Source organism: Intrasporangium zincisolvens (genome assembly GCF_034724055.1).
Classification (GTDB): Bacteria; Actinomycetota; Actinomycetes; order Actinomycetales; family Dermatophilaceae; genus Monashia; species Monashia zincisolvens.
Genome location: NZ_JAWIIL010000002.1, coordinates 740,695 through 753,107 on the forward strand (window position 1 = coordinate 740,695; position 12,413 = coordinate 753,107).

Sequence of the window (12,413 nt, forward strand, 5' to 3'; positions counted from 1 at the left end):
CTCCCGCCGCCCGCGCGTCAGAACCACCAGAAACGAACCAAGGCGGGTTGAAAACGCTATGAGCACCCGATGAGTACTCAGCGATGAGCAAGCCCCAGCAATAACCACGGTTCGGCCACTTCCTGTTCAGGCCGGACCGAGACAGGAGAGATGTGGCTAAGGTCCGGGTCTACGAGCTCGCGAAGGAGCTCGGAGTCGAGAGCAAGACACTGCTCGCACACTTGAAGAGCCAGGGAGAGTTCGTCCGGTCGGCATCGTCGACCATCGAGCCCCCCGTCGTCCGCAAGATCAAGGACACCTTCCCTCGGGAGGGTGTCGCTGACAGCAAGGGCGACACGAAGCCGGCGGCCAAGCCCGCCGCGAAGCAGGCGGCGCCCGCGCCGTCCCAGAAGCCTGCCGCGATGCCGTCGTCCCCGACGCCGGCCGCTCCGGCTCCCGCCGCCCCCGCCCCGGCCGCCCCGGCCGCGCGCGAGGCGGCTCCCGCTGCCCCGGCCCGTCCGGCCGCTGCAGCTCCGGCTGCCCCCACGCCCAAGGCTCCGGCCCCCGCGGCCCCGGCGGCTCCCGCCGCCAAGGCCCCGGCGCCGGTCCAGTCCTCGCGCGACGGCGGCAAGCAGACGAGCGGTGTCCCCGCGTCGCCGCGGCCCGCGCCGCGTCCGGGACAGCCCCGTCCGGGCAACAACCCGTTCGCCCCGAGCCAGGGCATGGGCCAGACCCGCGCCCCGCGACCCGGTGGCGACGCCGGTCCGCGTCCGGGCAACAACCCGTTCAGCCCGAGCCAGGGCATGCCCCGGCCGCAGTCCCGCCCCGGCGGTCCGCGTCCGGGCGGTGCCGGTGGCCCCGGCGGCGCACCGCGTCCCGGTGGTGCTCCGCGCCCCGGCGGCCCGGGTGCAGCCGGCGGCGCGCCGCGTCCCGGTGGTGCCCGCCCGACGCCGGGCATGATGCCCGAGCGCAGCACCGTCGGCCGTCCCGGCCAGCGCCCGGCCGGTGGCCCCGGCCGCGGTGGCCCCGGTGGCGCCGGTGGCGGTCGCGGTGGTTTCGGCGGCGGCCCCGGTGGCGGCGGTCGCGGTGGCTTCGGCGGCGGCCCGCGTGGCGGCGGCGGTGGTCGCGGCTCGACGGCCGGTGCCTTCGGCCGCGGTGGCGGTCGTCCGGTCCGTGGCCGCAAGTCCAAGCGCGCCAAGCGCCAGGAGTTCGAGCAGATGCAGGCGCCGTCGATCGGTGGCGTCACCGTTCCCCGTGGCGACGGCTCGACCGTCGTGCGGGTGCGTCGTGGCTCGTCGCTGACCGACTTCGCCGACAAGATCAACGCCAACCCGGCCTCGCTCGTCACCGTGCTCTTCCACCTCGGTGAGATGGCCACGGCGACGCAGTCGCTCGACGAGGACACCTTCAAGGTGCTCGGCGCCGAGCTCGGCTACGACATCCAGGTCGTCTCGCCGGAGGAGGAGGAGAAGGAGCTCTTCGACTCCTTCAACATCGACCTCGAGACCGGTATCGAGGGCGAGGAGGACGAGGACCTCGAGGCCCGTCCGCCCGTCGTCACCGTCGTCGGTCACGTCGACCACGGCAAGACCCGCCTCCTCGACGCCATCCGCAACGAGGACGTCGTGGCGGGCGAGGCCGGCGGCATCACCCAGCACATCGGTGCCTACCAGGTGCACCGTGAGCACGAGGGTGTCGAGCGCGCGATCACCTTCATCGACACCCCGGGTCACGAGGCGTTCACCGCCATGCGTGCCCGTGGTGCGAAGGTCACCGACATCGCGATCCTCGTCGTCGCTGCCGACGACGGCGTGATGCCGCAGACCATCGAGGCGCTCAACCACATGCAGGCCGCCGACGTGCCGATCGTCGTGGCCGTCAACAAGATCGACGTCGAGGGTGCGAACCCGGCCAAGGTGCGTCAGCAGCTGACCGAGTACAACCTCATCGCCGAGGAGTACGGCGGCGACACGATGTTCGTCGACGTCTCGGCCCGCCAGGGCCAGAACATCGACGGCCTGCTCGAGGCGGTCCTCCTGACGGCCGACGCAGCCCTCGACCTCCGGGCCAACCCGGACAAGGAGGCTCGCGGCGTCGCGATCGAGGCCAACCTCGACCGTGGTCGTGGTGCCACGGCGACGGTGCTCGTCCAGACCGGAACGCTGCACGTCGGTGACTCCATCGTCACCGGCTCGGCGTACGGCCGCGTCCGCGCCATGCTCGACGAGCACGGCAACAACGTCGACGAGGCCGGCCCGTCGCGTCCGGTCCAGGTGCTCGGTCTCAGCTCGGTGCCGCGCGCCGGTGACACGTTCGTCGTGGCTCCGGACGACCGCACGGCCCGCCAGATCGCCGAGCGTCGTGAGGCCGCCGACCGTCAGGCCGTGCTGGCCAAGGCCCGCAAGCGCATCTCGCTCGAGGACCTCAACGAGGCGCTCGCGGCGGGCAAGGTCGAGACCCTCAACCTCATCCTCAAGGGTGACGTGTCGGGCTCGGTCGAGGCGCTCGAGGACGCGCTGCTCAAGATCGACGTCGGCGACGAGGTCGACCTGCGCATCATCGACCGCGGCGTCGGTGCCATCACGATGAACAACATCAACCTCGCGATGGCCTCGAACGCGATCATCATCGGCTACAACGTTCGCGCCGAGGGGCAGAACGCCGACTACGCCGAGCGCGAGGGTGTCGAGATCCGCTACTACTCGGTGATCTACCAGGCCATCGAAGAGGTCGAGGCGGCCCTCAAGGGCATGCTCAAGCCGGAGTACGAGGAGGTCGAGCTCGGCACGGCGGAGATCCGCGAGATCTTCCGTTCGAGCAAGTTCGGCAACATCGCCGGTTCGATCGTGCGCAGCGGCGAGATCAAGCGTGGCTCCAAGTCGCGCATCACCCGCAACGGTGTCGTCATCTCCGAGAACGTCGAGATCTCCGGTCTGCGGCGCTTCAAGGACGACGTCACCGAGGTCCGCGACGGGTACGAGTGCGGTATCAACCTCGGCTCGTTCAACGACCTGCAGATCGGCGATCTCATCGCGACGTACGAGATGCGCGAGAAGCCGCGCGCCTGAGCGTCACACCGCGTCGGCCGTCCGGCCCGCGCAGCCGACGCCGGCCCCCGCCCCGGGGGCCGGCGTCGGCGCGTCACGCCCGTCCTGCCCGTCGTGGCGCCTCGGCGCCCGCCCGTTAGGGTGGATCGTCGCCGTGAGCGGGGCCACCCCCGGCGGGTACGGCACCACCACCCGGCACCCCAGCACGACCCGCACCACCAGAGCACACCAGAACCACCTCAGCACCCCCTCAGCAGCACCTCGAGGACAAGGAGACCACCATGGCCGACCCCGCCCGCGCTCGGAAGATCGCCGACCGGATCAAGGTCATCGTCGCGGAGTACCTCGAGTTCCGCCTCAAGGACGAGCGGCTCGGGTTCGTCACGATCACCGACTGCCGCGTCACCGGCGACCTCCAGCACGCCAGCGTCTTCTACACCGTCTTCGGCTCCGACGAGGAGCGCAAGGCCACCGCCGACGTCCTGACCGCCAACACCGGTCGCATCCGCTCGGCCGTCGGCAAGGGCATCGGCATCCGCCTGACGCCCTCGCTCGAGTTCATCGCCGACGCCATCCCCGAAGGCGCCGCGCACCTCGAGGACGTCCTGGCCCAGACCCGCGCCCGCGACGCCGAGCTGGCCCGCGCGGCGGCCGGCGCCAGCTACGCCGGCGAGGCCGACCCGTACCGCAAGCCGGTCGACCGCGACGCCGAGGATGCCTTCGAGGACGACCTCGACGCCGATGCCGACGCCGGGGCGGACGCGGACGTCGACGCACGATGAGCGAGCGTCCCGGTGGCCTGCTCGTCGTCGACAAGCCGGCCGGCTGGACCAGCCACGACGTCGTCGCGCGGGTGCGCCGCCTGGCGGGCACGCGACGCGTCGGCCACGCCGGCACGCTCGACCCGATGGCCACCGGCGTGCTCGTCCTCGGCATCGACCGTGGCACCAAGCTGCTGACGTTCCTCGTCGGCTGCGACAAGACGTACACGGCCACGATCCGCCTTGGCATGGCGACGCTCACCGACGACGCCGAGGGTGAGACCACGGCGGCGTTGGGTGTCGACGACGTCGCGGCCCTCGAGCACGCCCTGCCGGGCGCCGTCGCCGCCCTGACCGGCGACATCGAGCAGGTGCCGAGCGCCGTCAGCGCGATCAAGGTCGACGGCGTGCGCAGCTACGCCCGGGTGCGCCAGGGCGATGCCGTCGAGCTGCCGGCACGGCCCGTGACCGTCAGCCGGTTCCACGTCGAGTCGGTGCGGCCGCGCCAGGCGGCGCTCGAGGTCGGGCCGGCCATCGACGTCGTCGACGTCGAGGTCGAGGTCGACGTGTCCTCGGGCACCTACGTGCGCGCCCTGGCCCGTGACCTCGGTGCCGTCCTCGGCGTCGGCGGGCACCTGACCGCGCTGCGCCGCACCCGCGTCGGCGGCTTCGACCTGGCCGACGCCCCCACGCTCGACGAGCTCACCACGCTCTCCGAGGCGGGCGGGCGCGAGGCGCTCCCGCTGCTGCCCGTGGCCGACGCCGCCCGTGCTGCGCTGCCGGTGCACGAGATCAGCGAGCGCGAGGCCACGAGCATCGGCTACGGCCAGCGCATCCCGAGCGGTGCCAGGCGGACCGACGCCGTGGCGGCGATCGACCCCGACGGCACCCTCGTGGCCGTCCTCGACGAGAGCCGCCCCATCGCGCGCTCACGCGTGGTCTTCGTCACGGCGGACGACCGGCAGCAGGCCCCGGGCCGCGCGGGCCGCGCCGCCGCGGGCGCCGTCGCAGGCCCCGCACACACCGCGAGCTGACCCGCGTGCCCGACCACGACGCAGCGCCGCCGACACCGGCCACTACAGTGGTCGCCGTGCATCGCTGGTTCGGACTCGACGACATCCCGGCCGACCTCGGGCCCACGGTCGTCACGCTCGGCAACTTCGACGGGGTGCACCGCGGGCACCGCGAGGTGCTGACGCGTGTCGTGCGCGAGGCAGCCGACCGCGGCGCCACGCCCGTGGCCGTGACGTTCGACCCGCACCCGATCGCCGTGCTCTACCCGGACCGCGCGCCGGCCGCGGTCATGTCGCTCGGCCAGCGCCTCGACGCACTCGAGTCGGTCGGCGTCGGCGCCACCCTCGTGCTCGAGTTCACCGCCGAGTTCGCCCAGCAGACGCCGGAGGAGTTCGTCCGCGGCACGTTCGTCGACGCCCTCGGCACGGTCGCGGTCGTCGTCGGCAAGGACACCCGCTTCGGGGTGCGCAACTCCGGTGACGTCGACACGCTGCGCACTCTCGGGGCCGAGCACGGGTTCGAGGTCATCGCCCTCGAGGACATCGGCGACACTGCCGCCGCGCACCAGACGAGCCAGGCCGACGCGTCGTCCCCCGGGGCCCGGTGGAGCTCGACCCAGCTGCGGGCCGAGCTGCTCGCCGGCAACGTCGAGCACGCCGCGCAGATCCTCGGCCGCCCGCACCGGGTCACCGGCTCGGTCGTCCACGGCGACCACCGGGGCCGCGAGCTCGGCTTCCCGACCGCCAACCTGTCCCAGGACCACGAGGGCCTCGTGCCGGCCGACGGCGTCTACGCCGGCTGGCTGCTGCGCCTCGACCTCGAGGCGGGCGACCCCGACCGGACGCTGCCCGCGGCGGTGTCGATCGGCACCAACCCGACCTTCGACGGGCACCAGCGCCGCGTCGAGGCCTACGTCCTCGACCGCACCGACCTCGACCTCTACGGTGAGCGCGTGGCCGTCGAGCTCGTGTCGCACCTGCGACCCACCCTGAAGTTCGACTCGATCGACGCCCTGGTCGCGCAGATGAGCGACGACGTCGAGCGGTGCCGCACCATCCTGTCGGCCATCGTGCCGCCGCAGCTGCCGACGCCGCAGACGACGACGCAGACGACGACGCAGCCCAGCCAGGGACGCGCCTGACCTCGCCGGTCCGCCTCCCCGTCGCCGCCGGTCCGTCACGGCCCGGTAGCCGAGGCAGGGCGGGCTGGCTGCGGGTCGACCTGGGGCTGTTCATCGGCGCCGCCGGGCTCTCGCTCGTCGGCGTCGTGCTCGTCTGGTCGGCCACGAGGGCCGACCACGGCCCGGCGCTCGCCCTGAAGCAGCTCGTGGCCGTGGCCGTCGGGGCGGCCGCCGCCGTCGGGGTGACGCGGCTCGACGTGCGGGTGCTGCGCGCGCTCGCGCCGCTCGTCTACGCCGCCGGGGTCCTCGGCCTCGCCGCGGTCCTGTCGCCGCTCGGGTCGACGGTCAACGGGTCGCGCTCGTGGATCCGCCTGCCCGGCGGCTTCACGCTGCAGCCCTCCGAGCTGGCCAAGGTGGCCCTCGCCGTCGCCCTCGCGATGCTGCTGGCCGACCGGGCCGACCGGGGGCTGCGCCAACGGCACCGCGACGTCGCCCTCGCCTGGGGTGTGGCCGGGGTGTCGGTCGCGCTCGTCCTCGCCCAGCCTGACCTGGGGTCGGCGCTCGTGCTCGTCGCCATGACCGTCGTCGTCGTCGCCGCCTCGGGGGCGCCGCTCGTCTGGACCCTCGGCGTCGTGCTGGCGGGCGCGGCCGCCGTCGTGGCGGCGTTCACGACGCCGCTGCTCAGCGGGTACCAGCGCAACCGCCTCACGGCCTTCCTCGACCCCTCGCTCGACCCGCAGGGCATCGGGTACCAGACGCGTCAGGTGCGCATCGCCATCGGCTCAGGCGGGCTGACCGGACAGGGGCTCTTCGAGGGCCGTCAGACCCAGGGCGGGTTCATCCCCTTCCAGGAGACCGACTTCGTCTTCTCGGTGGCGGGGGAGGAGCTCGGCTTCCTCGGCGCGGCCGGGCTCGTGCTGCTCATCGGCTTCATCGTCGTGCGGGCCTGCCTCGTCGCCCGCCGCGCCGACACCTTCGGACGCCTCGTCGTGCTCGGCATCGCGGTGTGGTTCGGGGTGCAGTCCTTCGAGAACATCGGCATGAGCCTCGGGCTGACGCCGGTGACCGGCCTGCCGCTGCCGTTCGTGTCATACGGCGGGTCCTCGATGATCGCCGGCTGGGTCGCGGTCGGCATCGTCGGCAACGTCGCGTCGACGAGCGCGCGCCGCTGACGCGTCTGGCACGGACGCGTCGGGCGTGGTTACCCACGGGTCACGGTGCGATGTCGTTCGCCACCGATGCGTGACTGGACCGCGGATTGTTGACATCATCCCGGCAAGGACGACGGCCCGCTGACGCCGATGACGGGCCGTCGTGGCGACGAAGGAGTCCACATGCCGCTCATGTCCCGAGCCGACCAGCCCGTGCGCCAGCAGGTGCTCGACGACCGGGCGACGAGCGTCGGTGAGCTCTTCCGCCGCCGGGTCGCCGACTCCCCGGACGCGCCGGCCTACCTCTACTTCCCCGAGGGCAGCAGCACGCTGACCACCCTCACCTGGCGCGAGACCGACGAGATCGTGCGCCGCTGGGCCGCCGGGCTCATCAGCTTGGGTGTGCAGCTCGAGGACCGCGTCGCCATCGCGTCGACGACCCGCGTCGAGTGGGTGCTGGCCGACCTCGCGGTCATCTGCGCCGGCGGCGCGACCACCACCGTGTACCCGACGACGATCGCCGAGGACGTCGCCTACATCCTGTCCGACTCCGGCAGCGAGATCGTCTTCGCCGAGGACGAGGCGCAGGTCGCCAAGCTCCAGCAGGTGCGCAGCGAGATCCCGGGCGTGCGCCAGGTCATCGCCCTGACCGGCCCGGGCAGCGACGACGGCTGGGTCATGACGACCGACGACCTCGCCAAGCGGGGCGCCGAGTGGCTCGAGGCCACGCCCGACCTCGTCGACTCGCGCATCGACCAGCTCGGCCCGGACAGCCTCGCCGTCGTCATCTACACCTCCGGCACGACCGGCCGCCCCAAGGGCGTACGGCTCGTCCAGGACAGCGTCGTCTACGAGGGCGCGGTCATCGACGCCATCGGCACCCTGACGAAGACCGACCTCCAGTTCCTCTGGCTGCCGCTGTCGCACGTGTTCGGCAAGATGCTCGTGGCCACCGGCCTGCAGATCGGCTTCCCGACCGCCGTCGACGGCCGCGTCGACAAGATCGTCGACCACATGGCGATCATCCGGCCGACCTTCATGGCCGGGCCGCCCCGCATCTTCGAGAAGGCCCGCGGCCGCGTCATGCTCATGCTCGGCGCCGAGACCGGCGTCAAGAAGGCCCTCATCGACTGGGCGCTCGGCGTCGGGGCCAAGGTCCGCGACCTGCACGAGCAGGGGGAGCAGCCTTCGGCCGTCCTCGGGTTCCAGCACCGCCTCGCCACCAGGCTCGTGCTGTCCAAGGTGCAGGAGCGCTTCGGCGGCCGGGTGCGCTTCATGATCAGCGGCTCCGCACCCCTCGACCCGGACGTCGCACGCTGGTTCGGCGCCGTCGGCCTGCTCGTGGGGGAGGGCTACGGCCTGACCGAGACCTCGTCCGGCACCGCCGTCAACCCGCCCGACCCGGGCCAGTACCGCTACGGCTCGGTGGGCTGGCCGCTGCCGGGCACCGAGGTGCGCATCGCCGAGGAGGACGGCGAGATCCTCGTCAAGGGCCCCGGCGTCATGCGCGGCTACCACAACAATCCCGAGGCGACGGCCGAGGTGCTGAGCGAGGACGGCTGGTTCCGCACCGGCGACATCGGCCGCATCGACGAGCGCGGCTTCGTCTACGTCACCGACCGGAAGAAGGACGTCTTCAAGACCTCCGGCGGCAAGTACATCGCCCCCGCCGAGATCGAGGCGAAGTTCAAGGGCGAGTGCCCGTTCGTCAGCCAGTTCCTCGTGCACGGCGCCGGCCACAACTACGCCACGGCCCTCGTCACCCTCGACCCCGACGCCATCACGGCATGGGCCGCCACGAACGGCCTCGCCGGTCGCTCCTACGCAGAGATCGCGGCCTCCGACGAGGCCCGCGCGCTCGTCCAGGGCTACGTCGACCGCCTCAACGCCGGCCTCAACCGCTGGGAGACGATCAAGAAGTTCACGATCCTCGACCACGACCTCACCGTCGAGGAGGGCGACCTCACCCCGAGCATGAAGCTGCGACGCAAGATCGTCACCGAGAAGCACCGCGCCGAGCTGGAGCAGATGTACGCGGAGTGATCAGTCCTGGCGCGCGGGGAGGTCGATGACGACGCCGGCGTCGGGCTGCGCCGGGTCGGGGAAGACGACGTGGTGCCCGTGCCGCTCGATGAGTCGCGGGTCGGCCCAGCGTTCGGTGCGCGGCGTCCGGTAGTTGAACCACAGGGTGGGCCCGGACGGCGCATCGAGCACTACGCGGGCGATCGCGGCGTCGTCGGGGTGGTGGAACACGTCACCGTTCGTGGAGACGAGGTAGTGGCTGGCCGGTGCGGCTGCGAGCAGCGCCGCGATGACGTTGGCCTGGCTGCCGTGGTGGGGCAGCTTGACCGCGTCCACGGCGAGGGTCTGGGTGCCGCGGGCCCGCGCCAGCGCGTGCAGGGCGGATGCGAGGACCGTGCCGTACGCGTCCGCCCCGAGCAGGACGCTGGCACCGCGGTGCTCGACGAGCAGGGCGATGCTGCTGCCGTTCGGCACGGACGCGTCGCGGACCGTCCGCTGGTCCGCGAGCTGCTCCAGGTCGCCCAGCGGTGCGACCGTGTCCAGCCCCACCTCTCGCTCGGTGCCGTGCAGCGCGTCCCGGACGGCGGCCGACCACGAGTCGGCCAGGCGCGCGAGGCGCTCGGTCGTCGGGGAGAGCACGGTGATCGTGGGACCGTCGGGGACGGTGACGACGACGTGACCACCCGTCGCGCCCGCGTCGACGGGGCCTCGACCGAAGGCCACGTTCCACGGCCTGGCCCCGTCGTGGGCGTGCCCGACGCCGCCCCCGTCGGCCGGCCTGCCGGGAGCCGCGGGCGTCAGGCCGAGCAGGGCGGCGACGACGTCCTCGCCCTGGTCGATGCTCCGGGAGCTGCCCTTCGGTGCAGGAAGGTGGGTGCGCCCGTTGAACCAGAAGTCCCCGACGCCTGCGGCGAGGTCGCTCGCGAGGAACGGCAGCATGCCGCCGATGTGGTCGTTGTCGACGTGGGTGATGACGGCGACGTCGAGGTGGCCGTAGGCCGGGTCCAGCCGGCGCAGCCGCGCCTCGAGCAGCGGCCAGGTGTCCGGAGGGCCGCCGTCGACGAGCATCCGCCACGTGGGGCCCTGATCCCGCGGGCACTCGACGAGCAGGCAGTCGCCGAGCCGTGCGGGCAGTACCTCCACGTGGATCGCCGTCGACACGGTCGCCACCCTTTCCCACCCCGCCAACCCCAGCGTAGGACGGGCGGACGCGCGCGTCCGGATCTTGGCCGAGCCGGACGGCTCGTCGGTCCGGCGCGATTCGGGACGGTGCGGCTGTGCCGCTTACCATGGTCCAATGCCCGGAGAGTCCCTGTTCAACGCCCTCGAGCCACTGCTGGAGCGGGTCAACAAGCCCATCCAGTACGTCGGTGGCGAGCTCAACTCCACGGTCAAGGACTGGAACGTCGGCGGCCACGGCCCGGCCGGCGAGGAGCTGACCACGCGATGGGCGCTCATGTACCCCGACGCGTACGAGGTCGGCGTGCCCAACCAGGGCGTCATGATCCTCTACGAGGTCCTCAACGAGCGTTCCGACGCCCTCGCGGAGCGCACGTACGCGGTGTGGCCCGACATGGAGGCGCAGCTGCGCGAGGCGGGCCTGCCCCAGTTCACGGTCGATGGCCACCGCTCGGTGCGCGACTTCGACCTCTTCGGGCTCAGCTTCTCCACCGAGCTCGGCTACACCAACATGCTCACGGCGCTCGACCTCGCCGGCATCCCGCTGCACGCGGCCGACCGCACCGACGACGACCCGATCGTCGTCGCCGGAGGCCACGCGGCCTTCAACCCCGAGCCCATCGCCGCCTTCATCGACGCCGCCGTCATCGGCGACGGCGAGGAGGCCGTGCTCGCCATCACCGACATCGTCGGGTCGTGGAAGGCGCAGGGACGCCCGGGCGGTCGCCGCGAGGTGCTGCTGCGCCTGGCCCGCACCGGTGGCGTCTACGTGCCCGCCTTCTACGACGTCAGCTACCTGCCCGACGGGCGCATCCAGCGCGTCGCCCCCTCGACCGACGCGCCGGGCGTGCCGTGGCGCGTCTCCAAGCACACCGTCATGGACCTCGACGCGTGGCCCTACCCGAAGCAGCCGCTCGTGCCGCTCGCCGAGTCGGTCCACGAGCGCATGTCCGTCGAGATCTTCCGCGGCTGCACCCGCGGCTGCCGTTTCTGCCAGGCCGGCATGATCACCCGACCCGTGCGTGAGCGCTCCATCACCGGCGTCGGCGAGATGGTCGAGCGCGGCCTGGCCGCAACGGGATTCGAGGAGGTCGGCCTGCTCTCGCTCAGCTCGGCCGACCACTCCGAGATCGCCGAGATGACCAAGGGCCTGGCCGACCGCTACGAGGGCACCCAGACCGGCCTGTCGCTGCCGTCGACCCGCGTCGACGCCTTCAACATCGACCTCGCCAACGAGCTGACCCGCAACGGCCGACGCTCGGGGCTCACCTTCGCCCCCGAGGGTGGCTCGGAGCGCATCCGCAAGGTCATCAACAAGATGGTGTCCGAGGAGGACCTCATCAACACGGTCGCCGCGGCGTACGGCGCCGGGTGGCGGCAGGTGAAGCTCTACTTCATGTGCGGCCTGCCCACCGAGACCGACGACGACGTGCTCCAGATCGCCGAGCTCGCCAAGAAGGTCATCGAGACGGGCCGGCAGGTGTCCGGTCGCCGCGACATCCGCTGCACGGTCTCGATCGGCGGGTTCGTTCCCAAGCCGCACACCCCGTTCCAGTGGGCCGCCCAGCTCGGCGCCGAGGACACCGACGCCCGGCTGCTCAAGCTGCGCGAGGCGATCCGCTCCGACCGCCGCTACGGCTCCTCGATCGGGTTCCGCTACCACGACGGCCAGCCCGGCATCGTCGAAGGCCTGCTGTCCCGCGGCGACCGCCGCGTCGGCCGGGTCATCGAGCAGGTCTGGCGCGACGGCGGCCGCTTCGACGGCTGGAGCGAGCACTTCTCCTACGAGCGCTGGATGAGCGCCGCCGAGACCGCCCTCGCGGGCGAGCCCGTCGACGTCGCCTGGTACACGACGCGCGAGCGGGGCGAGTCCGAGGTGCTCCCGTGGGACCACCTCGACTCCGGCCTCGACAAGGACTGGCTCTGGGAGGACTGGCAGGACTCGCTCGACGAGACCGAGGTCGACGACTGCCGGTGGACCCCGTGCTTCGACTGCGGCGTCTGCCCGCAGATGGGCACCGAGATCGAGATCGGCCCCACCGGCAAGACCCTCCTGCCGCTCACCGTCCTGGGCAGCAAGCGCGACGAGCTGCTCGAGCACCAGCACTGACGGGCGTGGACCCGGCCGACGGCGGTGTCG

Annotated in this window: 8 protein-coding genes; 7 read left to right on the plus strand and 1 reads right to left on the minus strand. The window is 72.5% G+C overall.

Going from position 1 to position 12,413, the window contains the following annotated elements; genetic code table 11:
* Window positions 1–152: 152 nt before the first annotated feature.
* The 6 genes from infB (at window position 153) to RY076_RS07800 (ending at window position 9,115) form a co-directional block, all read left to right on the plus strand.
* Entirely contained in the window at window positions 153–3,047 is a 2,895-nt protein-coding gene (gene infB, locus RY076_RS07775) for a translation initiation factor IF-2 (RefSeq protein ID WP_323097035.1), read from the plus strand.
* A gap of 260 nt (window positions 3,048–3,307) precedes the next feature.
* Window positions 3,308–3,808, plus strand: coding sequence for a 30S ribosome-binding factor RbfA (gene rbfA / locus RY076_RS07780; protein ID WP_323097036.1), 501 nt, complete (start codon window positions 3,308–3,310; stop codon window positions 3,806–3,808).
* On the plus strand, window positions 3,805–4,821 hold the full coding sequence (truB, locus tag RY076_RS07785; protein WP_323097037.1) for a tRNA pseudouridine(55) synthase TruB: 1,017 nt from the start codon (window positions 3,805–3,807) through the stop codon (window positions 4,819–4,821). Before rbfA ends, truB begins: the two co-directional genes overlap by 4 nt.
* 56 nt (window positions 4,822–4,877) lie before the next feature.
* Window positions 4,878–5,942 (plus strand): bifunctional riboflavin kinase/FAD synthetase, encoded by a 1,065-nt coding sequence (locus RY076_RS07790; protein WP_323097038.1) that lies wholly within the window; start codon window positions 4,878–4,880, stop codon window positions 5,940–5,942.
* Window positions 5,846–7,093 (plus strand): rod shape-determining protein RodA, encoded by a 1,248-nt coding sequence (gene rodA / locus RY076_RS07795; protein ID WP_323097039.1) that lies wholly within the window; start codon window positions 5,846–5,848, stop codon window positions 7,091–7,093. Before RY076_RS07790 ends, rodA begins: the two co-directional genes overlap by 97 nt.
* A 162-nt stretch (window positions 7,094–7,255) precedes the next feature.
* Window positions 7,256–9,115, plus strand: a complete 1,860-nt coding sequence (locus RY076_RS07800; RefSeq protein ID WP_323097040.1) for an AMP-dependent synthetase/ligase — start codon at window positions 7,256–7,258, stop codon at window positions 9,113–9,115.
* On the opposite strand, the gene RY076_RS07805 is transcribed toward RY076_RS07800, so the two are convergent.
* On the minus strand, window positions 9,116–10,255 hold the full coding sequence (locus RY076_RS07805; RefSeq protein ID WP_323097041.1) for a ComEC/Rec2 family competence protein: 1,140 nt from the start codon (window positions 10,253–10,255) through the stop codon (window positions 9,116–9,118).
* Window positions 10,256–10,391: 136 nt separating this feature from the next.
* Between RY076_RS07805 and RY076_RS07810 the strand changes: the two genes are divergently transcribed.
* Window positions 10,392–12,383: a TIGR03960 family B12-binding radical SAM protein gene (locus RY076_RS07810; protein WP_323097042.1), complete on the plus strand. Its 1,992-nt coding sequence runs from the start codon at window positions 10,392–10,394 to the stop codon at window positions 12,381–12,383.
* Window positions 12,384–12,413 lie beyond the last annotated feature (30 nt).